Source organism: Streptomyces sp. NPDC088553, assembly GCF_044752965.1.
GTDB lineage: Bacteria > Actinomycetota > Actinomycetes > Streptomycetales > Streptomycetaceae > Streptomyces.
This window is the reverse complement of sequence record NZ_JBIVMG010000008.1, coordinates 170,746-194,749: the sequence shown is the minus strand read 5'-3', so window position 1 is coordinate 194,749 and position 24,004 is coordinate 170,746. Positions and strand designations below refer to the sequence as shown.

23 protein-coding genes are annotated in these 24,004 nt (G+C 71.5%); 6 read left to right on the top strand and 17 right to left on the bottom strand.

Annotated features, from left to right (window positions below; all coding sequences use genetic code 11):
- Nucleotides 1-147: 147 nt before the first annotated feature.
- Nucleotides 148-1,053: a 5'-3' exonuclease H3TH domain-containing protein gene (locus ACIP8Z_RS27220; protein WP_402088324.1), complete on the top strand. Its 906-nt coding sequence runs from the start codon at nt 148-150 to the stop codon at nt 1,051-1,053.
- A gap of 107 nt (nt 1,054-1,160) precedes the next feature.
- Nucleotides 1,161-1,994 carry a siderophore-interacting protein gene (locus ACIP8Z_RS27215; RefSeq protein ID WP_402087865.1) on the top strand — a complete coding sequence of 278 codons (834 nt, stop codon included), beginning with the start codon at nt 1,161-1,163 and terminating at the stop codon, nt 1,992-1,994.
- A gap of 222 nt (nt 1,995-2,216) precedes the next feature.
- Here ACIP8Z_RS27215 and ACIP8Z_RS27210 read toward each other — a convergent pair whose 3' ends face one another.
- Entirely contained in the window at nt 2,217-2,849 is a 633-nt protein-coding gene (locus ACIP8Z_RS27210; protein WP_402087862.1) for a MerR family transcriptional regulator, read from the bottom strand.
- Between the two features lie 184 nt (nt 2,850-3,033).
- On the opposite strand from ACIP8Z_RS27210, the gene ACIP8Z_RS27205 reads away from it, so the two are divergent.
- The 3 genes from ACIP8Z_RS27205 to ACIP8Z_RS27195 are packed head-to-tail and all read left to right on the top strand — an operon-like array spanning nt 3,034 to nt 5,379.
- Complete coding sequence (locus ACIP8Z_RS27205) at nt 3,034-3,975, top strand: hypothetical protein (protein ID WP_402088321.1); 942 nt, start codon at nt 3,034-3,036, stop codon at nt 3,973-3,975.
- Nucleotides 3,972-4,424, top strand: coding sequence for an ABA4-like family protein (locus tag ACIP8Z_RS27200; protein ID WP_402087860.1), 453 nt, complete (start codon nt 3,972-3,974; stop codon nt 4,422-4,424). Before ACIP8Z_RS27205 ends, ACIP8Z_RS27200 begins: the two co-directional genes overlap by 4 nt.
- A 4-nt stretch (nt 4,425-4,428) precedes the next feature.
- Complete coding sequence (locus ACIP8Z_RS27195) at nt 4,429-5,379, top strand: ADP-ribosylglycohydrolase family protein (RefSeq protein ID WP_402087858.1); 951 nt, start codon at nt 4,429-4,431, stop codon at nt 5,377-5,379.
- A 135-nt stretch (nt 5,380-5,514) separates the two neighbouring features.
- Here ACIP8Z_RS27195 and ACIP8Z_RS27190 read toward each other — a convergent pair whose 3' ends face one another.
- The 12 genes from ACIP8Z_RS27190 to ACIP8Z_RS27135 form a co-directional block, all read right to left on the bottom strand.
- Nucleotides 5,515-6,822 carry a cytochrome P450 gene (locus ACIP8Z_RS27190; RefSeq protein WP_402087856.1) on the bottom strand — a complete coding sequence of 436 codons (1,308 nt, stop codon included), beginning with the start codon at nt 6,820-6,822 and terminating at the stop codon, nt 5,515-5,517.
- Between the two features lie 360 nt (nt 6,823-7,182).
- Nucleotides 7,183-10,011 carry a DEAD/DEAH box helicase gene (locus tag ACIP8Z_RS27185; protein WP_402087854.1) on the bottom strand — a complete coding sequence of 943 codons (2,829 nt, stop codon included), beginning with the start codon at nt 10,009-10,011 and terminating at the stop codon, nt 7,183-7,185.
- Nucleotides 10,012-10,314: 303 nt separating this feature from the next.
- A complete protein-coding gene (gene tatC, locus ACIP8Z_RS27180) occupies nt 10,315-11,217 on the bottom strand; it encodes a twin-arginine translocase subunit TatC (RefSeq protein WP_402088318.1) in 903 nt (300 codons plus the stop codon).
- A 105-nt stretch (nt 11,218-11,322) separates the two neighbouring features.
- A complete protein-coding gene (gene tatA, locus ACIP8Z_RS27175) occupies nt 11,323-11,610 on the bottom strand; it encodes a Sec-independent protein translocase subunit TatA (RefSeq protein ID WP_402087851.1) in 288 nt (95 codons plus the stop codon).
- A 186-nt stretch (nt 11,611-11,796) separates the two neighbouring features.
- A complete protein-coding gene (locus ACIP8Z_RS27170) occupies nt 11,797-11,994 on the bottom strand; it encodes a hypothetical protein (protein WP_402087848.1) in 198 nt (65 codons plus the stop codon).
- Nucleotides 11,995-12,128: 134 nt separating this feature from the next.
- On the bottom strand, nt 12,129-12,392 hold the full coding sequence (locus tag ACIP8Z_RS27165) for a hypothetical protein (RefSeq protein ID WP_055598400.1): 264 nt from the start codon (nt 12,390-12,392) through the stop codon (nt 12,129-12,131).
- Between the two features lie 169 nt (nt 12,393-12,561).
- Entirely contained in the window at nt 12,562-13,515 is a 954-nt protein-coding gene (locus ACIP8Z_RS27160) for a helix-turn-helix transcriptional regulator (protein WP_402087846.1), read from the bottom strand.
- Nucleotides 13,516-13,531: 16 nt separating this feature from the next.
- Entirely contained in the window at nt 13,532-14,488 is a 957-nt protein-coding gene (locus ACIP8Z_RS27155) for a helix-turn-helix transcriptional regulator (RefSeq protein WP_402087843.1), read from the bottom strand.
- Nucleotides 14,489-14,734: 246 nt separating this feature from the next.
- The gene (locus tag ACIP8Z_RS27150) at nt 14,735-15,115 is read right to left on the bottom strand and encodes an FKBP-type peptidyl-prolyl cis-trans isomerase (protein WP_030316009.1); all 381 of its coding nucleotides are present in this window, start codon (nt 15,113-15,115) and stop codon (nt 14,735-14,737) included.
- Between the two features lie 43 nt (nt 15,116-15,158).
- Entirely contained in the window at nt 15,159-16,100 is a 942-nt protein-coding gene (locus ACIP8Z_RS27145) for an FKBP-type peptidyl-prolyl cis-trans isomerase (protein ID WP_319318336.1), read from the bottom strand.
- A gap of 117 nt (nt 16,101-16,217) precedes the next feature.
- The gene (gene pafA / locus ACIP8Z_RS27140; RefSeq protein WP_055598404.1) at nt 16,218-17,579 is read right to left on the bottom strand and encodes a Pup--protein ligase; all 1,362 of its coding nucleotides are present in this window, start codon (nt 17,577-17,579) and stop codon (nt 16,218-16,220) included.
- Nucleotides 17,580-17,648: 69 nt separating this feature from the next.
- Nucleotides 17,649-18,929, bottom strand: a complete 1,281-nt coding sequence (locus ACIP8Z_RS27135) for an MFS transporter (protein WP_402087839.1) — start codon at nt 18,927-18,929, stop codon at nt 17,649-17,651.
- A 134-nt stretch (nt 18,930-19,063) separates the two neighbouring features.
- On the opposite strand from ACIP8Z_RS27135, the gene ACIP8Z_RS27130 reads away from it, so the two are divergent.
- Nucleotides 19,064-20,083, top strand: coding sequence for a LacI family DNA-binding transcriptional regulator (locus ACIP8Z_RS27130; RefSeq protein ID WP_402087836.1), 1,020 nt, complete (start codon nt 19,064-19,066; stop codon nt 20,081-20,083).
- A gap of 65 nt (nt 20,084-20,148) precedes the next feature.
- Here ACIP8Z_RS27130 and prcA read toward each other — a convergent pair whose 3' ends face one another.
- The 4 genes from prcA to dop all read right to left on the bottom strand — a co-directional run bounded on the left by prcA (nt 20,149) and on the right by dop (nt 23,831).
- Nucleotides 20,149-20,901 carry a proteasome subunit alpha gene (gene prcA, locus ACIP8Z_RS27125; RefSeq protein ID WP_319318346.1) on the bottom strand — a complete coding sequence of 251 codons (753 nt, stop codon included), beginning with the start codon at nt 20,899-20,901 and terminating at the stop codon, nt 20,149-20,151.
- Between the two features lie 46 nt (nt 20,902-20,947).
- Nucleotides 20,948-21,787: a proteasome subunit beta gene (gene prcB / locus ACIP8Z_RS27120; RefSeq protein ID WP_402087833.1), complete on the bottom strand. Its 840-nt coding sequence runs from the start codon at nt 21,785-21,787 to the stop codon at nt 20,948-20,950.
- A 160-nt stretch (nt 21,788-21,947) separates the two neighbouring features.
- Nucleotides 21,948-22,160, bottom strand: a complete 213-nt coding sequence (locus tag ACIP8Z_RS27115) for a ubiquitin-like protein Pup (protein ID WP_030315996.1) — start codon at nt 22,158-22,160, stop codon at nt 21,948-21,950.
- 159 nt (nt 22,161-22,319) lie between these two features.
- Nucleotides 22,320-23,831 carry a depupylase/deamidase Dop gene (gene dop / locus ACIP8Z_RS27110; RefSeq protein ID WP_402087830.1) on the bottom strand — a complete coding sequence of 504 codons (1,512 nt, stop codon included), beginning with the start codon at nt 23,829-23,831 and terminating at the stop codon, nt 22,320-22,322.
- Between the last annotated feature and the right edge of the window lie 173 nt (nt 23,832-24,004).

The window sequence follows — 24,004 nt, the reverse complement described above, 5'->3', positions numbered from 1 at the left end:
CCCGGGCGCTGCGGGGGATGCGGGCGTACGCGTCCCCGGACGGCGGGGGGCGGCCGGCGAACCCGTCCCGCGGACCCTGGCGGGCGGGCGGCGAAAGGCGTCCCGCGGCCCCCGAGCCCTAACATCGAGCAGGTGACTCGACGCCTCATGCTTCTCGACACCGCCAGCCTCTACTTCCGCGCCTACTTCGGCGTGCCGGACTCCGTGCGGGCCCCCGACGGCTCCCCCGTGAACGCCGTGCGCGGACTGCTCGACTTCATCGCCCGGCTCGTCCAGGACCACCACCCGGACGACCTCGTGGCCTGCTGGGACAACGACTGGCGGCCGCAGTGGCGGGTCGACCTGATCCCCTCGTACAAGGCGCACCGGGTCGCCGTCGAGACGGAGACCGGCCCGGACGAGGAGGAGATCCCGGACACCCTGTCCCCGCAGGTGCCGGTGATCGAGGAGGTCCTGGCGGCGCTCGGCATCGCCCGGATCGGCGCGGCCGGCTACGAGGCGGACGACGTGATCGGGACCCTCGCGGGGCGCGCGCCGGGGCCGGTGGACATCGTCACGGGCGACCGGGACCTCTTCCAGCTGGTGGACGACGCGCGGGGCGTCCGTGTGCTGTACCCGCGCAAGGGCGTCGGCGACTGCGACCTGGTGGACGCCGAGCTGATCCGCACCAAGTACGGCGTGCGCCCCGACCAGTACGCGGACTTCGCGGCGCTGCGCGGTGACGCCAGCGACGGCCTCCCCGGGGTGAAGGGCATCGGCGAGAAGACGGCCGCGCAGCTGATCACGGAGTACGGGGACCTGGCGGGCGTACGGGCGGCGGCCGAGGACCGGACGTCGAAGCTGACGCCGGCCAAGCGGCGCGGCATCGTGGAGGCGGCGGCGTACCTGGACGTCGCGCCGACGGTGGTGCGCGTGGCCGGAGACGTACCGCTGCCGGAGTTCGACGCGACCCTGCCGAAGGCTCCCCGTGACCCGGCGGCCCTCGACGCCCTCGCGAAGCGCTGGGGTCTCGGCGGGGCCGTGGGCCGGCTGCTTCCGGTCCTGGCACGCTGACGAAATCCGGCCACACTGGGTCGACCGCACCTCGGGATGCTAGCTTAGGCATACCTAAGTACCTCGTACGTCGAGTGACGTCTTACGTCGAGTCAGGAGAGCCACTCGTGGCGGAGCAGCCCCGCAAGGCACCGAAGGCCACCGAAGCGCGTGTGGTGCGCACGGAGCGCATCACCCCGCACATGGTGCGGGTCGTCCTGGGCGGCCCCGGTCTCGACGCCTTCGAGGTCGGCGAGTACACCGACCACTACGTGAAGCTGCTCTTCGCCCCCGAGGGCGTCGCCTATCCGGAGCCGTTCGACATGGACCGGATCCGGGAGGAGTTCCCCCGGGAGCAGTGGCCGACGACGCGGACGTACACCGTGCGGGCCTGGGACCCGGTCCACCGCGAGCTGACCATCGACTTCGTGGTCCACGGCGACGAGGGCCTCGCGGGTCCGTGGGCGGCGCGGGCGCAGGCGGGCGAGACGGTGCGCTTCCTCGGCCCCGGCGGCGGCTACACGCCGGACCCGGCGGCGGACTGGCACCTGCTCGCGGGCGACGAGAGCGCGCTGCCGGCGATCGCGGTGGCCCTGGAGCGGCTGCCCGCGGGGGCGCGGGTGCACGCGTTCGTGGAGATCTCGGACGCCGACGAGGAGCAGAAGTTCGCGACGGAGCACGGCATACACGTCACCTGGCTGCACCGGGGTGACCGCCCGGCGGGCGAGGCGCTCGTCGAGGCCGTCCGGACCCTGGACTTCCCCGCGGGCGACGTGCACGCCTTCGTCCACGGCGAGGCGGGCTTCGTGAAGGACCTCCGCCGCCATCTGCGGCTGGACCGCGAGATCCCTCGCGAACGGCTGTCGATCTCGGGCTACTGGCGCCAGGGCAAGTCGGACGAGGCGTGGCGCGCGATCAAGCGCGAGTGGAACGACCAGGTGGAGCGCGAGCAGGAGAGCTGAGCAACGGGCCGGACAGCCGGCTCACGGCGCGGGGCCCGGGGGCGATCCCCCGGGCCCCGCGCCGTTGCCGAGCGTGACGCCGGCCCGGGCCAGGGGCCCTGGCAGTACCGGCGCCAGGCACCACGAGCCCGGCCTGATCGGCGGGACATCCCCTTGGGCCCAGGGACGGGCCGATCAGGGGCGGATACGCCGCGGCCCCGGCCATGACCGGCAGAACACCCGCTAGGTCGCCTGCCCGTACATGCGGTCCGACGTGTCCGTCTGGGCCATCCGCCGCAGCGCCGAGAAGATCGCGTCGCCGATGACCGTGCCGACGACCACGCTCTCCACCAGCTCCTCGCGCGCCACATTGCGCGCCACGAAATCCAGGTCGGCCCGCGCCACCCGCTCCGCCGCGTCCGCGTACGTGTCCAGGACCTCGGTGAACGACCCGTGGCCCGCCTCGTCGACCGCCGCGAGGGCCACGGCGAGCGCCTCCGAGGCCGGGTTGCCCTGGTGCACCCGCCAGCCGCGCGCGGCGATCAGCGCCGCGACCTGCTTCCGCGCGTCCTCGATCCCGGCGTGCGACTCACGGTCGTAGCGCGGCACCAGCCCCGAGGCCACCGTGCCGAGCAGCTTGTGCACCGACCGCTCGGGGTCGTCGATCGCGACGATCACCTCACGGATCGCCGCCACCGACAGGCCGCCCACGTCGAGGAGCGCCCGGATCAAGCGGAGGCGCTGCACATGCGTCTCCCCGTACGAGGCCTGGTTCGGGCTCGTCAGTTCCCCGGCCGGCAGCAGTCCTTCCCGTACGTAGAACTTGATCGTCGGGATGGACACCCCGGTCCTGCGACTCAACTCTCCGATGCGCACCGCGTGTTCACCTTCCTGGTCTTGCTTCGGCCTTGCCGACCGACACCCCCATCATAGATAGTGGCGCTATCGGATAGCGGCTAGTTCCACTATCCATACATCCCACGGGGGGATCCGTATGTCTTCACCGCACAACAACCCACTCCTGCGGCTCCACCGACCGCTGGTCTGGTTCGCCGTCTCCATGGGCGTCCTCGCCCTGGTCTCCGCCGTCGGCATCTACGTCGACGACCGCGTCCTGGTCGGCGTACCGATCTGGACCAAGCCGTTCAAGTTCTCGGTCTCGTTCCTCGCGTACACACTCTCGCTCGCCTGGATGCTCTCCCTGCTGCCCCGCGGCCGCCGGGTCGGCTGGTGGGCCGGAACCGTGGTCGCCATCACCGGCGCCGCCGAGATGGTGCTCATCACCCTCCAGGTGATCCGCGGCAAGCGGAGTCACTTCAACCACGCCACTCCCTTCGACGACGCCGTCTTCCAACTCATGGGCGCCACCGTCCTGGTGCTCTGGCTGGGCGCGCTCGTCATCGCGGTGCTCCTCCTGCGCGCCAAGATCCTCGACCGGGCGATGGCCTGGGCCGTCCGGCTGTCCTCGCTGATCGCCCTGGCGGGCGCCGCGGTGGGCTTCCTGATGGTCCGTCCGACCCCGGAGCAGCTGGAGGTCGACGAGTCGCCCATCGTCGGCGCCCACTCCGTCGGCGTACCGGACGGCGGCCCTTCGATGCCGCTGACCGGCTGGGCGAGCAACGGCGGCGACCTGCGCATACCGCACTTCTTCGGCATGCACGCCCTGCAGCTGCTCCCGCTGCTTCTGCTCGTCCTGGCCGCGCTCGCACCGCGCTTCGCCCGCCTCGCGGACGAACGGGTACGGCTCCGGCTCACCCTCACGGCCTCGGCCGCCTACACGGCGACCTTCGTCCTGCTGACCTGGCAGGCCCTGCGCGGCCAGGCCCTGTTCGCACCGGACGGCGCGACGCTGGCGGGGGCGGGGGCGATCGTCCTACTGGGCGGGGCGGCCGCGGCACTCTCCCTCCGGGGGGCCTCCCCCACCCCCTCCCCCTCCTCCCCTCCCTCCCCGTCCTCGCCCGCCCCCGCCCCCGCGTCCTCCGAGAAAGAGGTCACCTCATGACGGGCTTCCTCTTCGAGCTGACGTTCCTGCTCGCCGCGCCCGTGTGGCTCATGATGATCTTCGCGCCGGCGTGGCGGATCACCGAACGCGTCGCGGCCTCGCCCCTGACCGTGCTGCCGCTCCTGGTGGTCTGGGCGGTCCTGGCCGCCCCGGTCGCAGCGGAGCTGTGGACGGCGGTCAGCAGCCCCGACATCGACACGTTCCGTGACCTCACGGCACTCGCGAACGGTGCCGGTGCGATCTGGGCCCAGGTCATCGCCTGGGACCTGCTGCTCGGTCAGTGGATGTACCGGGAGGCCCGTCGCCTCGGCGTACCGCCCCTTCTGATGGGTCCTCTGCTGATACTGACGATCCTCCTCTCCCCTCTCGGGCTTCCCTTGTTCCTGGTGGTCCGCGCGGTGTGGTCGTCCAGGGCACCGCGGGGACGGACCGAGCCCGCACTACCCTGACCGGATGCGAGCCACCGAACGTTCCGTGGGCGCCGTCCTCGGCTCCGCCGTCGGCGACGCCCTCGGCGCCCCCTTCGAGTTCAGGCTCCCGGGAGCCTTCCGGGAGCAGTTTCCCGACGGCGTCGGGGAGTTGTGCGGGGGCGGCGGCTGGGACCCCGGCGAGGCGACGGACGACACGCAGATGGCTGTCCTCGTCGGCGAGTCGCTCCTCGAACGGGGTGGCCTCGACCTGCCGGACGTCTTCGAGCGGTTCCGCCGCTGGGCGCTGGCCGAGCCCAAGGACATCGGTCTCCAGACCGAGCAGGTCCTGCTCGGCGGGGACCCCTGGGACCTGGCCGCCGCGACGCACTTCCAGATCAACACGCGGGCCGCGGGCAACGGTTCGCTGATGCGCGCCTCGACCTCCGCCGTGTACTTCGCGGCCCGCGGGCGGGCGGAGACGATGGACGCCGCCCGGCGGATCAGCGCCCTCACCCATGGCGACGGGGCGGCCTGGGAGGGTACGGCGATTCTCCACGAGCTGATCCGTGTCGCCCTCCTCGGCGAGGACCCGCTCGCCGCCCTGCCCGCGACCCTCGCCGAGGTGGCCCCGGAGCACCGGGAGCGCTGGGCCACGGTCCTGGCTCCGGGCTGGCACCCGGACGAGGCCACCGAGTTCAACGGCGCGGTGTGGCCCTGTCTCGGTTCGGCCGTGTGGGCGCTCCGTACGACCGGCTCCTTCGAGGAGGCGGTGGCCGCGGCGGTCGACCTGGGCGGGGACACCGACACGGTCGCGGCCGTGACCGGGATGCTCGCCGGCGCCGTGCACGGCGTCGGCGCGATCCCCGCCCGCTGGACGGCGACCCTCCACGTCCCCCTGCCCGGCTTCGGCGACCGGGTGCTGTCCGCCGATGATCTCCGGGACCTGGCGACGGCCCTGACGACAGCTCTGGCGCCCGGACGCCCGCCCGTCTGACCGACCTCCGCCCTGACGTCAGCCCTGGCGTCCGTGCGCCCGCCCGCCTGACCAGTGGCGGCTCAGCTTCGCCCGAGCCCCGCCTCAGGCCGCTTCCGCCGCGCCTGCCGGCCCGGCCGTGCTCCCGTCCCGGCCTCAGCCCCGTGCCCGCACCGTCGCCAGGACGTCGCGGTCCGGCTGGAGGGTGAGGCTCGGGACCGGCAGGATCTGCTCGGTGGTGACGTCGAGGTGGAAGCGTCGGGCCAGGACCGCGAGGATCAGGACCGCCTCCACGAGGGCGAACCGGGTGCCGAGGCAGACGCGGGGGCCGCCTCCGAAGGGGAACCAGGCGTACTCGGGTATCTCCTCGGCGGGTTCGCCGTCCCGTTCGATCCAGCGCTCGGGGCGGAAGGCCTCCGCGTCGCCGTACCAGCGGGGGTCACGGTGGGTGGCCCACTGGCTCGACCAGACACGGGTGCCGGCCGGAACGGCCGCGCCGCCGAGCGTGGCGCCCTCCTTCGCGAGGCCGGTGATCAGCCAGATCGTGGGGTAGAGGCGGAGGGTCTCCTTGATGACCGCCTGGGTGTAGGTGAGGGAGGCGTAGTCGTCGTAGCCGGGTTCGTGGTCGGCGAGGACCCGGTCGAGTTCTTCCGCGAGGGCGTCGCGGACCCGCGGGTTGCGGGAGAGCAGGTACCAGGCCCAGACGAGTGTGGAGCTCGTGGTCTCGTGGCCGCCGATGTAGAGGGTGACGGTCTCGTCGCGTATCTCCTGGTCGGAGAGGGGCGCTCCGGTCTCGTCGCGGGCGGCGAGGAGGCGGCTGAGGAGGTCGGGGCGTTCGGTGTCGCCGTCGCGGTGGCGGGAGACGACGCGGGAGACCTCGGCGTCGATGACGGCGGTGGCGCGCTTGATGCGGGCACGGCCGGGGGTCGGCAGCCAGTCGGGCAGCACTGCTCCGATGCCGCTGAACTCGGCGCCGATCTCCTTCTGCGCGACGTCCATGGCCTGTCCGATGGCTTCGGCGTCGGCGGCGGTGTCGACGCCGAAGATGGTGCGGACGGCGACGAGTTGGGTGAGGGCCGCCATCTCCTTCTTGATGTCGATGTGCTGTCCGTCGGTCCATCGGTCCGCGAGGGCGACGGCGCATTCGGACATGGTCGCCGCGTAGGAGCGGACTTGTTTGGGGCGGACGGAGGGCTGCACGAGGGAGCGCTTGCGTCGCCAGTCGGCTCCCTTGGAGACGATGACGCCGTTGCCGAGGAGGGTGCGGAAGGCGATGCCGAGGTCGGGCTGGTCGAAGGTGCGCTCGACCTCGGTGAGGAGTTCGCCGACGGTGTCGGGGTGGGCGATGAAGAGGGAGGGTTTGCGGCCGAAGCGCCAGCGGACGATGTCGCCGCGGTCCCGGAGCTGTTCGAAGAAGGCCAGTGGGTTCTTTCCGAAGGCGGGCAGGCTGCCGAGGAGGGGCATGCCTCGTGGCCCGTCGACGACAACCGGAACCGCGGTTCGAGCTGCCGTCGGCGTTTCCGACGGTGTCTCTGCCGGTTGCCCTTCGGTGTGCGTCCCGGTGTGGGATCGCCCTTCGTCCTGCGCCCCCGCGTGCGAATGACCGGCTTGCGTGGTCATGTACGTCCCCTCCCCAACTGGCCTTTCCTGCTTGTGAGTCCATGCAATCGGAACGGTCTCGCCCGCGCCACCCCTGTGGATGACGGCCTGTGGACAACTGCTGCGCCGACGACTGGAGTATGACCATCGGATGTCCGGAAAAGGCCGAGTGCCCGTGGCGTGATCGCCACGGGCACTCGGCCTCGTACGGGACGGGCGGGGCCGTCAGCCCACCGAGCTGTAGGCGACGACGCCCCTCAGGAGCGCGTCCACGGCCTTGCGGGCGTTCTTGGCGACGGTGCTGTTCTCCTTGGGGGCCGCTGCCGCGATCTGTCCGAGGACGTCGATGACCTGCTTACACCAGCGGACGAAGTCGCCGGCCGGCATCTCGGCTTCGCGCAGCACCTCGTCGAGGCTCTTGTCGGAGGCCCACTGGTAGGCGGCCCAGGCGAATCCGAGGTCGGGTTCGCGCTGGCCGACCCCCTCCGCCTGGTTGATCTTGAATTCCTCTTCGAGAGCGTCGAGTCGGCCCCAGATCTTGACCATCTCGCCGAGCGCGGCCTTGGCGTTCCCCGCGGGCAGCTTGGGTGCGACGGCGTCGTCGGACTGACGCGCCTCGAAGACCAACGCCGAGACGCAGGCGGCGAGTTCGGCCGGGGTCAGGCCCTCCCAGACGCCGTCGCGGAGGCATTCGCTGGCCAGCAGGTCGAGTTCGCCGTAGAGCCGGGCGAGCCGCTTGCCGTTCTCCGTGACCTCGTTGCCGCGCAGGTAGTCGAGCTCGGTGAGGAGCGCGACGATCCGGTCGAAGGTGCGGGCGATGGTGTTGGTGCGGCCCTCGATGCGCCGCTCCAGCTGCTGGGTGTCGCGCTGGAGACGGTGGTAGCGCTCGGCCCAGCGGGCGTGGTCCTCGCGCTCGTCGCAGCCGTGGCAGGGATGGGCGCGGATCTCGGTGCGCAGCCGGGCGATCTCGCGGTCGTCGGCGGCGGCGGAGCGCTGCTTGTGGTGGCGCTCGGGGTTGATGTGTCCGGCCTTGCTCCGCAGGGCGGAGGCGAGATCGCGACGGGACTGCGGGGAGCGCGGGTTGAAGGACTTGGGGATCCTCATCCGCTCCAGGGCTTCGACCGGGACGGGGAAGTCGATGGAGGCGAGCCTCTTGACCTGCCGCTCGGCGGTGAGGACGAGGGGGCGGGGCCCGTCGTGGTGTTCGAAGCCGCGGTGGCCGTTGGTGCGGCCGGCCGGGATGCCCGGGTCGAGGACGAGGGCGAGTCCGGCGAACTTGCCGGTGGGGACGTGGATGACGTCGCCGGGCTTGAGCTTCTCCAGGGATCCGGCGGCCTGGGCTCGGCGCTGGGCGGCGCCCTGGCGGGCCAGTTCGGTCTCGCGGTCCTTGAGGTCGCGGCGGAGCCGCGCGTACTCCTCGAAGTCACCGAGGTGGCAGGTCATGCCCTCGCGGTACCCTTCGAGGCCCTCTTCGTTCTTCTGCACCTGCCGGGAGATGCCGACGACGGAGCGGTCCGCCTGGAACTGGGCGAAGGACGTTTCGAGGAGCTCGCGGGAGCGGTGCCGGCCGAAGCCTTCGACGAGGTTGACCGCCATGTTGTACGAGGGCTTGAAGCTGGAGCGCAGCGGGTACGTGCGCGTGCCGGCGAGTCCGGCGAGGTGGTCCGGGTCGAGGCCGCGCTGCCAGAGGACGACGGCGTGGCCCTCGACGTCGATGCCGCGGCGGCCGGCACGGCCGGTGAGCTGGGTGTACTCGCCGGGGGTGATGTCGGCGTGCTGCTCGCCGTTCCACTTGACGAGCTTCTCCAGGATGACGGTTCGCGCGGGCATGTTGATGCCCAGGGCGAGCGTCTCGGTGGCGAAGACGGCCTTGACGAGGCCCTTGCCGAAGAGGTCCTCGACGACCTCCTTGAAGGTCGGGAGCATGCCGGCGTGGTGGGCGGCGATGCCGCGCTCCAGCGCTTCGAGCCATTCGTAGTAGCCGAGGACGTGGAGGTCCTCGGTGGGGATGGCGGCGGTGCGCTCCTCGACGATCTCGCGGACGCGGCGGCGTCCCTCGTCGTCGTTGAGCCGGAGTCCGGCGTAGAGGCACTGCTGGACGGCGGCCTCGCAGCCGGCGCGGCTGAAGATGAAGGTGATGGCGGGCAGGAGCCCTTCCGCGTCGAGGCGCTCGATGACCTCGGGGCGGCCGGGGGTCCAGATGCGGGAGCGCTGGCGCCGCTCGCGCTCGCGGTCGGCTTCGCGGACCATCTTGCCGCGCCGCCGGTCGCGCGGGTTGTACGTGCGCGTGTTCTCGGTGCGGGCGAGTCGCTGGAGGTCGGGGTTGACCTCGCGGCGGGAGGCGCCGCGGCCGCCGTGGTCTGTCTCCTCCTCGAAGAGGTCGTACATCCGGCGTCCGGCGAGGACGTGCTGCCAGAGGGGGACGGGGCGGCTCTCCGAGACGATGACCTCGGTGTCACCGCGGACGGTGTCGAGCCAGTCGCCGAACTCCTCGGCGTTGGACACGGTCGCGGAGAGTGAGACGAGGGTGACCGATTCGGGGAGGTGGATGATCACTTCCTCCCAGACGGCGCCGCGGAAGCGGTCGGAGAGGTAGTGGACCTCGTCCATGACCACGTAGCCGAGGCCGGAGAGGGCCTGGGATCCCGCGTACAGCATGTTGCGGAGGACTTCGGTGGTCATGACCACGATCGGCGCATCGCCGTTGACGCTGTTGTCGCCGGTGAGCAGGCCGACCTTGTCGTTGCCGTACCGCCTGACGAGGTCGGCGTACTTCTGGTTCGACAGCGCCTTGATCGGGGTCGTGTAGAAGCACTTGCGGCCCTGGTCGAGGGCGAGGTGGACGGCGAACTCGCCGACGATGGTCTTGCCGGAGCCCGTGGGCGCGGCGACGAGTACGCCCTTGCCCGCTTCGAGGGCCTGGCATGCCTCGATCTGGAAGGGGTCCAGACCGAACTCGTACATCTCGCGGAAGGGGGCCAGCGCGGTGGCCGCATCGGCGTTGCGGGCACGGGCGGCCGCGTACGCCTCGGCTGGGGTGAGGTCCTCTGTCATCTTGTTCTCGAGCCTACCCGCCCCCTGTGACAGTGACGCGATCTTTATCGAGGGGATGTGGAGGGGCCCGTTCCGGGCTCTTCGCCGGGTGTCGGGGCGAGGACGCGCAGGGCGCCGGTGAGGCGGCTCACGGTCACGGGGGGCTGCCGTGGGGCTCGCCGTCGGCGTACCCGGTGGCGCCGGGGCGTCGAGGGTGGTGTCGGTCTCGGTGACCGGCCCGTCGTCGAGGGTGAGGGTGACGAAGCGCGTGAGATCGCTGGTCATGGGTGTCCCCCCGGACGGAGTCCGGGGGGACCTGCAAGATCAGGTGATGTCGTCGTAGCCGTTCGCGCGCTGTACGCCGGCACCGCCCGGTTCGCCGGTGGCCTGCTCGGGCAGGGCGCGGGAGGCGCCGACCGGCTCGATGGCCCCGACGGCCTGCGGGGTCAGGTCCAGCGCCGAGGCCTCGTCGTCGTCGAGCTCGGCGTCGGGGTTGTTGCGCCTGCGTCGCCGGTCGTTGAGGAGGGAGAAGCCGACGGCCCCGAAGTACAGGACGGTGATGGGTCCGGCGAGGGCGATCATGCCGACGGGGTCGGTGGTCGGGGTGATGACGGCGCCGAAGACGAAGACGCCCATGATCACGCCGCGCCACCAGCCGGCCATCCGGCGTCCGGTGAGGACACCGGTGAGGTTGAGCATCACCAGGACCAGCGGCAGCTCGAAGGCCAGGCCGAAGACGAGCACCATGCGCAGGGTGAAGTCGAGGACGTCACCGAGCGAGAGGATGTTCGCGGAGCCCTCGGGCGTGAGGCTGATGAGGACCTTCACGCTGATGGGGAGGATCAGGTACGCGAGGTAGGCGCCGGCGGAGAAGAGCGGCACGGCGGCGCCGACGAAGGCGTACGTGTACTTCTTCTCGCTCTTGTGCAGGCCGGGCGCGACGAAGGCCCACAGCTGGTAGAGCCAGATGGGGCTCGCGACGACGAGGCCCGTGGTCAGCGACAACTGGATCGTCGTGCTGAACGGGGCCATCAGCGTGTTGAAGGAGACGATCGCGCAGTTGCCACCGTTGCTGGTGACGTTCGGGCCGCAGGTGGGCACCGACTTCGTCAGGAACTGCATCAGCTCCTCGCTGTACACGAGGGCCACGATCGTCACCGCTGCGACGGCGAGGAGACCTTTCGCCAGTCGGTTGCGGAGTTCACGCAGGTGCTCCACGAGGGGCATCCGGCCCTCGGGATCCTTCTCCTGCTTGCGGGCAGACTTGGGCAACCCACGTCCTCATCTCGTGCGGCAGGCCGCCGCACGGTGCGGCGGCCGCGGCGGACCGGGTCAGCGCTTGGTGGTGTCCGAGGGCTCGGTCACGGGACGCGCGCTGGTCACGTCACCGGGAGCGGCCTGGATGGTGCGCGGGGCGGGCTCCGGGGCGGCGGTGCCGGCGACGGGCGGGTCGGCGGGGGCGCTCTGCTGGTCGTCGGACTTCATCGCCTTGGCCTCGCTCTTGAGGATGCGGGCCGACTTGCCGAGCGAGCGGGCCATGTCCGGGAGCTTCTTGGCGCCGAACAGCAGGATGATGACGACGAGGATGAGAATGATCTCGGTGGGGCCGAGCCTACCCATAGCTGTTTACCTTCTTCACCGAGGCGACATGGAGTGCGGTGCCCGGCGGGTCGGACAGGTGTCCGGCCACCGCGCTGTCTGCGATCGTAACCCGCAGGAGTAAACGCAGGGCAATGCCCTTGCATACTCCCGATTGCGTCCCGCGCGCCCGGTTCAGGGCCGCTTCACGCAGCGTACGGCACGGACTCAGCGCAGGGACTCGCCCGTTCGGGCCAGACCGACGGCGGCCGTTTCGAGGTCGTCGGCGGCCTGACTGATCCGCTGTGTGGTGTGGGCCACTTGACGGCCGAGGCGCTGGACCTCGAGGAAGACCCTGACGGCGAGGACGCCGAGGACGGCGAGGCCGAGGAAGCCGAGGGCGATGGCGAGCATGGGCCAGAACATGTGCTGAGCCTAGACGTTGGACGCGGCGACCCCGGCGGCCGGGCCGCGCCCCGGGGCCCGACGGCCGTGTCGAGCTCCGGGCTCGGACCGACGTGTCGGGCCGCGGGCTAGGAGGGTCTCGCCGCGCCCCTGGCTCAGACGGTCGTGTGGAGCCTCAGGGTCCGGACGCCGCCGCCGGTGAGGAGTTCGACGATGCGCTCGCCGGCGGGCTTGCGGACGGAGCTGCCGCACTCGGGGCAGGTGAAGGAGTAGAAGGTGGTGCGGCGGCTGGCCCCGATGGCGAGGCGCAGGGCGCTCGCGGAGAGTTCGAAGCGGGAGCGGCAGTCGGGGCAGGCGGCCTTGAAGAGGACCGGGGCCACCGTCGCCGTAAAACCGTGCATCACGGACATTTCCCTCATCTCTCGACTCCCGCACCCCACGCACCACGCGACGCGCGGCACATCCGTCCGCATCCGCCTCGGCGCGCCGTGTCCGTCACCCCGCCGGTCACCACCTCGGTCACCTCAGCAAGGCCACCGCGTCGGTCACGTCACCACGTCAGTAACAGCGTCCCCCGGGCGGGGAACGTCACTCGCCCTCGTACGCGGCGAGCGCCGCGGCCGCCGCCGCCCTGGCGTTGTCGGCGAGCTCCTGCGGCGCGACGATCCGCCCGTCGCTGCCCAGCCGCAGCCCGAGCCGGCGCAGCGAGGCCGGGTCCGGCGTCCGCAGGGTGATCCGCAGCCCGCCGTCGGGCAGCTCATCGGCCCGGTCGTGCGGGTAGTACTCGGCGACCCAGCGCCCGCCGGGACCGACCTCCACGACGACCTCGGGGTCGTCGGCGGAGGGCTGGACCAGACCCGCGGAGAGGTCGCGCAGCTCCAGCTCGGGCGGCGCCGCGTGCTCGTCGAGGATGCGGATCTCGGCCACGCGGTCGAGCCGGAAGGTGCGGCGCGCCTCGGAGAGCCGGCACCACGCCTCCATATAGGTGTGGCCGACGGCGAAGAGCCGGATCGGGTCGACCTCGCGCTCGGTGAGCTCGTCGCGGGCGGGCGAGTAGTAGCGCACCCAGAGCCGGCGGCGCTCGGAGATCGCCCGGTCGACCTCGGCGAAGACGCCGCCCTCGGACTCGAAGGTCACCGAGAGCCGGGAGCTGGCCCCGGCGGCCTCGCCGGCGGCGGCCTCCAGCTTGGCCGTGGCGCGGAGCAGCGCCTCGCGGTCGCTCTCCCGGAGCCCGGGGAGGGTGGCGACGGCGCGGGCGGCGACCAGGAGGGCGGTCGCCTCGTCGGCGGCGAGCCGCAGCGGCGCGGCGACGTCGTCCGGGTTGTGCCACCAGATCCGGTCGCCGTCGGTGTCGATGTCGAGGAGGTCTCCGCCGCGGAAGCTGGTGCCGCACATGGGCAGCACGTCCAGGTCGGAGATCAGCTCGTCCTCGGTGATCCCGAAGGCGCGGGCGACATCGGCGACGTGGGCGCCGGGGCGCTCACGGAGATAGGTGACGAGCGAGAGCATCCGCCTCGTCTGGTCGATCGCGTTGGCAGCCATGCGGTACGTCTCCCCCTCAGCCCTTGGCCACGGCGCGCAGCCGGTCCACCACGTCGGCCCGCAGATCGGCCGGTTCCAGTACGACGACATCGGGTCCGAACTCGACGAGCCAGGCGTCGAGGCCGTGCCCGTACGGGATCTCCAGCTCGTCCCAGCCGCCGGCACCCTCGGTCACGGACTGTGCGCGGGCGCGCAGCGGGTAGCCGCAGCCGGTGCGCAGCCTGATCCGCGCGGAGCGGGTGGCGGTCTCGCCGGCCCAGCTCTCCACGGTCTCGCGGACGGTGACGACGTCGGGCACGGGCGCGGTGAAGGCGCCGGCGCGGGAGCGGACCTTGCCGGTGATGCGGGAGAGACGGAAGACGCGCTCGGCGCCGCGGTCGCGGTCCCAGCCGGCCAGGTACCAGTGGCCGCGCCAGCATTCGAGGGTCCAGGGTTCGACCTGGCGGGCCTCGGGGCGGGCGGCGTTGGCCTTGCGGTAGTCGAAGGACACGGGCCGGCGGTCGCGGCAGGCGAGCATCAGCGGTTCGAAGGCGGTCTCGTGGACGGGGATCCGCGGTTCGAGGGCGCTGGGCTGGGTGTCGTACGAGTCCTCCGCCTCCGGCATGCCGGCGGCGCGGAGCTTCTGCAGGGCGCCGCTGGCGGCCCCGGCGAGGCGGGCCTGCTGCCATACCTTGGCGGCGAGGCCGAGTGCGGCGGCCTCCTCGGCGTCCAGGGTGATGGGCGGCAGCCGGTTGGAGTCGCGGCGGGCGAGGTAGCCGGTCTCGCCCTCCAGGTTCTCGACGGTCTCGATGACGAGGCCGAGCTCGCGGAGGTCGTCCTTGTCGCGCTCGAACATGCGGTTGAAGGCGTCGTCGCCGCTGGCTTCGAGGTAGGCCTCGATGGAGCCGCGGAGCTCCCGCTTGCTCAGGGGCCGGCGTGTCCCGAGCAGGCACAGCGCGAGATTCATCAGCCGCTCGGACTTGGCAATCGCCATCGACGCCCCGCACCCCTTCGCCGGTTCCACTTCTCGGACGTCCGACCGTACCGCCCCGGGGTGTCGGGACCAAAGCCGGGACCGGAGCCCGGACCGGAGCCCGGACCGGAGACGGACCGGAGACGGACCGGAGCCCGGACCGGAGCGGGGACCGAGCGGGGGCCGGGCCGGGAGCACGGCCGAGGGCCCCCGCCGGGGATGGCGGGGGCCCTCGGAGCGACCGGAACCCCGGTCGGGGTGCGCGGGTCAGCGCTTGGTGACGCCCACGAGGTCGCAGACGAAGATCAGCGTCTCGCCCGGGGCGATCTTGCCGCCGGCGCCGCGGTCGCCGTAGGCGAGGTGCGCGGGGATGACCAGCTGGCGGCGGCCGCCGACCTTCATGCCCTGGACGCCCTGGTCCCAGCCCTGGATGACCTGACCGGCACCGAGGTGGAAGTCGAGCGGGGCGCCGCGGTTCCAGGAGGCGTCGAACTCCTCGCCGGAGTCGAAGGACACACCGACGTAGTGGACCTTCACGAAGTCACCGGCTTCGGCGAGGTCGCCGTCGCCCTCCCAGATGTCCTTGATCTCCAGGTCCTTCGGCGGCTCGCCACCCGGGAAGTCGATCTCGGGCTTCTCGATGCTCACTGAACTGCTCCTCATGCTGATGAACTGCGTGATCGGGACAGTCTTACATCTTCGCCAGGATGTCCACGGCGAACACCAGCGTGGAGTTCTTCGGGATGCCCTGCTGCTCCTGGTCGCCGAACGCCTCGGACGGCGGGGCGACGATGAGGACGCGGCTGCCGACCGTCTTGCCGACCAGACCGTTCTTGAGGCCCTTCAGCGTGAGCTGCGAGAGCGGGAAGTTCGCGGGCTTGCCCGAGGTGTACGTCGAGTCGAAGACCTTGCCGTCCTTCCACAGGGCGGCGACGTAGTTCACGACGACCGTGTCGGTGGCCGTCACGGCCTCGCCCTTGGCCTCGAGCACGTAGTTCGAGACGAGCTTGGTCGGCGGGTCGACCTTGGGGACCGTCAGCGAGGGGGCCTTGCCGTCGGTGTTCGTGCCGACCTTCGGCAGGTCCTTGTTGTCCTGGGCGACCGGGGTGCCGGTGGCGGACTTGGGGATCGTGATGGCCTTCAGGATGTCCACGACGAAGACGAGGGTGGCGTTCGGCTGGATGCTCGGCGGCGAACCCTTCTCGCCGTAGCCGAGCTCCGGCGGGATGCCGACCTCGATGCGGCTGCCGACCTTCTGTCCTTCGAGGGCCTGCTCCCAGCCCTTGATGACCTGGCCCTCGCCCAGCGTCACGCTGAAGGGCTGGCCGCGGTCGAAGCTGTTGTCGAAGGGGGTGGTGGAGTCCCAGGCCTGACCCAGGTAGTTCACCGAGAGGGCGTCGCCCTTCTTCGTCACCGCGCCCTTGCCCTCGCTGATGACGTTGACCTTGAGTTCCTTGGGCGGGTCGCCCTCGCCCTTGGCGAGGGTCGGCTTCTCGCCGAACTTGGCCCCCGCGGTGATGGCGGGCAGCCCGTTCGTCATCGAAGCGGAATCGGAGCCCTTGTCGTCGCTGCCGCACGCCGCTGTGGAGAGCAGCAGCAGCGGGACGACGAGAAGGCCGGCAAGTCGGCGCACGTGTTCCTCAGATCTCAGACGGCACAGTAGTTGTCCCGACACTCTAGGGGACCCTCCTGTCACGTCGAGGGCCCCGCACGCCAAACGTGCGGGGCCCACATCACCGGTGCGACCGGCCTACATTCCGGCGATCAGCTTTTCGACGCGGTCGTCGACGGAGCGGAACGGGTCCTTGCACAACACCGTCCGCTGTGCCTGGTCGTTCAGCTTGAGGTGGACCCAGTCGACGGTGAAGTCCCGTCGCTGCTCCTGGGCGCGGCGGATGAAGTCGCCGCGGAGCCGGGCCCGAGTGGTCTGCGGGGGCACCGATTTGCCCTCGAAGATCTTCATGTCGTTGCAGATCCGTGCCGCCTGACCGTTCTTCTGCAGCAGGTAGTACAGCCCACGACGGCGGTGGATGTCGTGGTAGGCGAGGTCTATCTGCGCGACCCTCGGGTTCGACATGGTCATGTTGTGCTTGGCCCGGTAGCGCTCGATGAGCCGGTGCTTCATGACCCAGTCGATCTCGGTCTCGATCCGGTCGAGCCGCTCGCTCTCGATCGCGTCGAGCGTGCGGCCCCACAGCTCCAGGACCTGGGCGACCGTGCCGTTCCGGATCCCGCGGCGGTCGACGAAGTCGACGGCCTTCTCGTAGTACTCGCGCTGGACCTCCAGGGCGGAGGCCTCGCGGCCGCTGGCGAGCCGGACCTTGCGCTGCCCGGTGATGTCGTGGCTGACCTCGCGGATGGCCCGGATCGGGTTCTCCAGGGTCAGGTCGCGCATCACGGTGCCGGCCTCGATCATGCGGAGGACGAGGTCGGTGGCGCCGACCTTGAGGAGCATGGTCGTCTCGGACATGTTCGAGTCGCCGACGATGACGTGCAGCCGGCGGTAGCGCTCGGCGTCGGCGTGCGGCTCGTCACGGGTGTTGATGATGGGGCGTGAGCGGGTGGTCGCGGAGCTGACGCCCTCCCAGATGTGCTCGGCGCGCTGGGAGACGCAGAACACCGCGCCGCGCGGGGTCTGGAGGACCTTTCCCGCGCCGCAGATGAGCTGCCGGGTGACGAGGAACGGAATGAGGATGTCCGCGAGCCGGGAGAACTCCCCGTGGCGGGCGACGAGATAGTTCTCGTGGCAGCCGTAGGAGTTTCCGGCCGAGTCGGTGTTGTTCTTGAAGAGGTAGACGTCGCCCGCGATTCCCTCCTCGTGCAGGCGGCGTTCGGCGTCGACGAGCAGGCCCTCGAGAATGCGCTCACCGGCCTTGTCGTGGGTGACCAGTTCGGTCACGTTGTCGCATTCCGGTGTGGCGTATTCCGGATGCGATCCCACGTCGAGGTACAGGCGGGCGCCGTTCCGCAGGAAGACATTGCTGCTGCGGCCCCATGACACGACACGGCGGAAGAGGTAGCGCGCCACTTCGTCAGGAGACAGTCGGCGCTGTCCCCTGAACGTGCACGTGACGCCGTACTCGTTCTCCAGCCCGAAAATGCGGCGGTCCATGTCTGAACATTACGCCTGACGGCCTGTGCTGAAACCGGGTTGGACGTTCCCGTTTCGATCATTTTCCGATCAGTGCGTGTTCTTTTCCGTGTGTACGGAGGTGGGGGCGCCCGCGGCGACGGCGTGTCGCGGCTCGGCCCCGGGGGTGTCGGGGGCCGTGGGCACGTGGAGGACACGGCCGGTGGCGAGCAGGACGAGGAGGGCGATCAGGCCGCCGGCCCCGGCGACGGCGAATCCGGCGACCGTCCCGGCGAGTTCGATGGCGGGTCCCGCCACGGCGGAGCCGAGGGCCGAACCGACGCCGAAGGTGGTGACGAGCCAGGAGAAGGCCTCGGTGACCGTGCCGCGCGGCGCGTGCCGGTCCACGACGATGAACGCGCAGGCGAGGACCGGCGCCAGGAAGACGCCGGCGAGGGCCGCGAGGCCGCTCATGGCGACGGGGCCGGGGGTGAGCACCAGCGGCAGGTAGCAGACGGCGAGGAGCAGCACGAGGACGCGGAGTCGCCGTTCGGGGGCGCCCGACCACTGCCGGGCGCCGTAGGTGACGCCGCCGACGAGGGCGCCGAGGCCGAGCGCGGCCATCAGCCAGCCGTAGACGGACGGGGTGCCCCGGTCGTCGGCGTACGCGACGGCGGCGACGGTGATGGAGCCGAGCGCGAGGCCGACGAAGAAGAACGAGCCGAGGAGGGCGAGGAGGCCCGGGGAGCGCAGGGCGCCCAGCCAGTGGGCCTCGCGGGGCGCGGAGCGCCAGGTGCGGGAGGGCTCGGAGAGGACGACGGCGAGGGCGCCGAGGACGCCGAGGAGGTTGATGACCAGGAGCGCGGCGGCGGGCGACCAGAGGGAGACCAGGAGGGTCAGCAGCAGCGGGCCGACGGTGAACATGACCTCCTGCGCGACCGCGTCCATGGCGTACGCGCGGTGGACCCGGTCCTCTCGGCCGAGGACGCTCGGCCACAGGGCCCGCAGCCCGCCCTCCAGGGGCGGTGTGAAGAGTCCGGCGAGGACGACGGCCGCGTAGGCGAGGCCGAGGTGGCCGATGCCGGTGAGGGCGAGCAGGGCCATGCCGAGGGCGGAGAGGGCGGCGGCGGGCAGCTGGACGCGGGGCTGGCCCTTGAGGTCGACGGCGCGGCCGAGGAGGGGCTGGCCGATGGCGGTGGCGACGCCGTAGGCGGCGATGAGGCCGCCGGCCAGGGTGTAGCTGCCGCCCTGGTCGCGGACGAAGAGAGTGAGGGCGATGGGGCCGACGCCGTTGGGCAGGCGCCCCACGAGGGTGCCGGCGAGCAGCCGGGCCGCGTGCGGCGCCCGGAGTATGTCGAGATAGCCGCCTCGTGCCGGGGCCTCGGTGGCCATGTGGTCTCCCCTCGCCTCGGACCGCGCCGAGGTTTTACGTATAACTTCCGTGGTCATACGTACCATGTCGCCAGCGCGCGGGTCCACCCCGCGCGCGGTGACCGGTTCGTGGACCGTCCGACGCGGAGGCTTGTGTGCAGACCCCGGAGCCGCTCGGCGGCACCCGCCCCACCAGCCGGGACGTCGCCCGGATGGCGGGCGTCTCCCAGGCCACCGTCTCCCTCGTGCTCGGCGACAAGTGGCGCGGCCGTGTGTCGGAGCGCACGGCCGAGGCGGTGCGCGGGGCCGCCCGGGAGCTCGGCTACCGGCCCAACCTGGCCGCCCGCAATCTGCGCCTCGGCCGCACCCGTACCGCCATGCTCGTCGTCCCGGCCCTCACCAACGAGTTCTTCGCGCACGTCTACACGGGAGCGGCCGCCGCGGCGGCCCGGCACGGCTTCGGCGTGGTCCTCTACCCGTCCCCCGACGGGCTCGGCCCCGCGCGGGACCCCTTCGCGTCGGCACAGGCCGCCCTCGACGGGGTGATCGCCTCCTCGATGGCGACCGGCGCCCTGGAGGCCTTCCGGGGCACCGACCTCCCGCTCGTCATGCTCGACAGCGACCCGGCCGACACCGGGGCAGCCGCCCATGTGAACCTCGACGTCGCCGACGGCATGCGCCGGGTGACCGGCCACCTCCTCGGCCTCGGCCACCGCCGCTTCCTGCACCTGGCCTCCGCGGCCCCGTCCTGGACCTTCGACGTGCGGGCCGCCGTCCTCGCCCACGCCCTGCGCGGCACCGAGGTGCGCACCGTGCGGTCGCCGCTGAACGTCGCGGACGCGTGGGAGGCCGCGGGCCGGGCGCTCACCGCGCCCGGGCCCCGGCCCACGGCGGTGATCTGCGACGACGACATCCTCGCGGCCGGCGTCTGCAAGGCCGCGCGCCGGCTCGGACTGCGGGTCCCCGAGGACCTGTCGGTGACCGGCTTCGACGACATGGCCCTGGCGACGGTGGTCGATCCGGAGCTCACCACCGTGCGGCTGCCCGCCGAGGAGTTCGGCCGGCGGGGCATGGAGGCCCTCCTCGCCGTCCTCGCGGGCGAACGGCCCCGGCCGGACATCCTTCCCGTCTCCCTGGTCCCCCGGGGCTCCTCGGGGCCCGCACCGGCCGTCTGAGGGCGGACACGCCGGAGGGGCCCCGGTCCGCGCGCGGCGACCGGGGCCCCTCCGGGCCGTGCCGACTACTCCTCGGGAGCCTCGTCCGAGGGCTCGTCCGTCTTCGCCACCGCCGCGTCGTCCGCCTCCAGGAGGCGGGACAGCTGACGGCCGACGATCCGCTTGAACTTGCGCTGCTGCGGCCGCGTACGGTCCAGGACCGCCACCTCCAGGCGCTCCGCGGGGATCTCCCGCTCGCTGCCGTTGGTGTCCCGCGAGAGCGCCTGCACGGCCAGCCTCAGGGCCTCGGCCAGGGACATGCCGTCCCGGTGCCGCTGGTCCAGGAAGGAGCCGATCTGCTCGGCGTTCCCGCCGACCGCGACCGAGCCGTGCTCGTCCACGATCGAGCCGTCGTGCGGCAGCCGGTAGATCTGGTCGCCCGACGCCTCGGTGCCGACCTCGGCGACGACCAGCTCCACCTCGTACGGCTTCTCCCCCGCGCTGGAGAAGATCGTGCCGAGCGTCTGGGCGTAGACGTTGGCCAGGCCGCGCGCGGTGACGTCGTCCCGGTCGTAGGTGTAGCCCCGCAGGTCGGCGTAGCGGACGCCGCCGATCCGGAGGTTCTCGTACTCGTTGTACTTGCCGGCGGCCGCGAAGCCGATCCGGTCGTAGATCTCGCTGAACTTGTGGAGCGCGCGGGACGGGTTCTCACCGACGAAGACGATCCCGTCGGTGTACTGGAGGACGACAAGGCTGCGGCCTCGGGCGATGCCCTTGCGGGCGTACTCCGCCCGGTCGGCCATGGCCTGCTGGGGTGAGACGTAGAACGGAGTGGACACCGGCGGTCCGTCCCTTTCTTCTGGGCTTCAGTCGGGCGACGAGTGGTCAGAGCAGCGCGGCGCGGGGCCCGTCGGGCTCCTCGAGACGCCGCTCGGTGACCGACCGGGCCAGCGCGGAGGACTCGGCCTCCGTGAGCCTGCGGTAGCCCTCGTCCGTGATGACCGTGACGATCGGGAAGATCCGGCGTGCCATGTCCGGGCCCCCGGTCGCCGAGTCGTCGTCCGCCGCGTCGTAGAGCGCCTGCACGACCAGCGTGGTGGCCTCCTGCTCGGTCAGGTCGGCGCGGTAGAGCTTCTTCATCGAGCCGCGCGCGAAGATCGAGCCGGAGCCGGTGGCGGCGTACCCGTGCTCCTCGGAGCGGCCGCCGGTCACGTCGTAGGAGAAGATCCGGCCCTTCTCCTTGCCCTCGTCCCAGCCCGCGAAGAGCGGCACGACGGCGAGGCCCTGCATGGCCATGCCGAGGTTGCCCCGGATCATGGTGGAGAGACGGTTCGCCTTGCCCTCCAGGGAGAGCGTGACGCCCTCCACCTTCTCGAAGTGCTCCAGCTCCAGCTGGAACAGCTTGACCATCTCCACGGCGAGGCCGGCGGTGCCGGCGATGCCGACGGCGGAGTACTCGTCGGCAGGGAAGACCTTCTCGATGTCCCGCTGCGCGATCATGTTGCCCATGGTGGCCCGCCGGTCACCGGCGAGCACGACCCCGCCGGGGAACGTGGCCGCCACGATGGTCGTCCCGTGCGGGGCCTCGACGGCCCCCTGGGGCAGCTTCCGCCCGCCCGGCAGCATCTCCGGCGAGTGGTCCGCCAGGAAGTCGATGAACGAGGACGAGCCCGGCGTCAGGAAGGCCGCCGGCAGACGCCCGGTGCTACGAGGGTTGGCTTCCACGCGATTCCTTCCGGGTGGGAGAGTCGGCCCGCCGTGGGAAGCGCCGGCCGATCTTGCTTGCTGTGCACGGACCTTACCCGTGCCACCGCTTGTCATCCGTCCCCGGGCCCACGGCTTTCGCCGGGGCTCCGGGGACGGGGACGACAGACGCGCCGAGCGGCTACTCGCCGCCCTTCTGCACAAATGACCGAACGAAGTCCTCGGCGTTCTCCTCCAGGACGTCGTCGATCTCGTCCAGGACGGAGTCCACGTCGTCGCTCAGCTTCTCCTGGCGCTCCTGGAGGTCGGAGCTCGCCTCCGTGGTGGTCTCCTCGACCTCCTCCGTGGAACGCGTCGCCTTCTGCTGTCCGCCGCCGGTGTCCTTGGTCGCCATATCCCTCACCCCGCTCGAATCGGCCCGCTCGGTTGAGTCCGTACAAGATCAGACCCTATAGGGCGGGTCCGACTTCGGCCCCGCAGTTTCGACAACGCCCGGGCACTGATTCCATGATTCCCAGTGCCGGGGTATTTCAGGCCCCCGCGGGGCCTCCGATCAGCCGCCGGACAGGACCCGCACCAGTTCCTCCGCGGTCCTGCAGCGGTCCAGCAGCGACTTCACGTGGGCTTTGGTGCCGCGCAGCGGCTCCAGGGTGGGGACGCGCTGCAGCGAGTCCCGGCCGGGCAGGTCGAAGATCACCGAGTCCCAGGAGGCCGCCGCGACGTCGTCGGCGTACTGCTCCAGACACCGGCCCCGGAAATAGGCCCGGGTGTCCTCCGGAGGCGCCGTCTCGGCCCGCTCCACCTCGGTCTCGTCCAGGAGCCGCTTCATGCGCCCGCGGGCCGCCAGACGGTTGTAGAGGCCCTTCTCGGGGCGCACGTCCGCGTACTGGAGGTCGACCAGGTGCAGCCGGGCGGCGTCCCAGTCCAGGCCGTCCCGGCGCCGGTAGCCCTCCATGAGCTCCCGCTTGGCGATCCAGTCGAGCTCGCCGGCCAGGCTCATGGGGTCGTTCTCGAGCCGGTTGAGCGTGTCCTCCCAGCGGATCAGGACGTCCTTGGTCTGCTCGTCGGCGTCCGCCCCGTACCGCTCCTCCACGTACTTCCTGGCCAGCTCGAAGTACTCCATCTGGAGCTGCACCGCGGTGAGTGTCCGGCCGCTGCGGAGCGTGACCAGGTACTGGAGGGACGGGTCGTGCGAGACCTGGTGGAGGGTCCGTACCGGCTGGTCGACGGCGAGGTCGACGGTGATGAACCCGTCCTCGATCATCGAGAGGACCAGGGCGGTGGTGCCCAGCTTGAGGTAGGTGGAGATCTCCGAGAGGTTCGCGTCGCCGATGATCACGTGCAGGCGGCGGTACCGCTCGGCGTCGGCGTGCGGCTCGTCCCGGGTGTTGATGATGGGCCGTTTGAGGGTGGTCTCCAGGCCGACCTCGACCTCGAAGTAGTCGGCGCGCTGGCTGATCTGGAAGCCGTTCTTCCGGCCGTCCTGGCCGATGCCGACCCGTCCCGCGCCGGTCACGACCTGGCGGGAGACGAAGAAGGGCGTCAGGTGGCGCACGATGTCCGAGAAGGGGGTCTCCCGCTTCATCAGGTAGTTCTCGTGCGTGCCGTAGGAGGCGCCCTTGTTGTCGGTGTTGTTCTTGTAGAGGTGGATCGGCTGGGCCCCGGGGAGCTGCGCGGCCCGCTCGGCGGCCTCCGCCATGATCCGCTCGCCGGCCTTGTCCCAGCGGACGGCGTCGAGCGGGTTGGTGACCTCGGGCGAGCTGTACTCGGGGTGGGCGTGGTCCACGTAGAGGCGGGCCCCGTTGGTGAGGATCACGTTGGCCAGGCCGATGTCCTCGTCGGTGAGCTGGCTGGAGTCGGCGGCCTCGCGGGCGAGGTCGAAGCCGCGGGCGTCCCGCAGCGGGTTCTCCTCCTCGAAGTCCCAGCGGGCGCGGCGCGCCCGGTGCATCGCCGCCGCGTAGGCGTTGACGATCTGGGACGAGGTGAGCATGGCATTGGCGTTCGGGTGTCCCGGGACGGAGATCCCGTACTCCGTCTCGATGCCCATTACTCGCCGTACGGTCATGCGGCCCTCCTTGCCCGGCGGCGCTCACTGTGCGCGACTCGGCGGTACCGATGAGCCTAGAGCGGCTCCGCGCTGGTGGGGAGATCAGTTGCGTATTTCCCTGTGATGCCGGGGGAAATGCTGGATGGAATGCGTCGGCTGCGGATGCCCGGTTTCCGGACATCCGCAGCCGG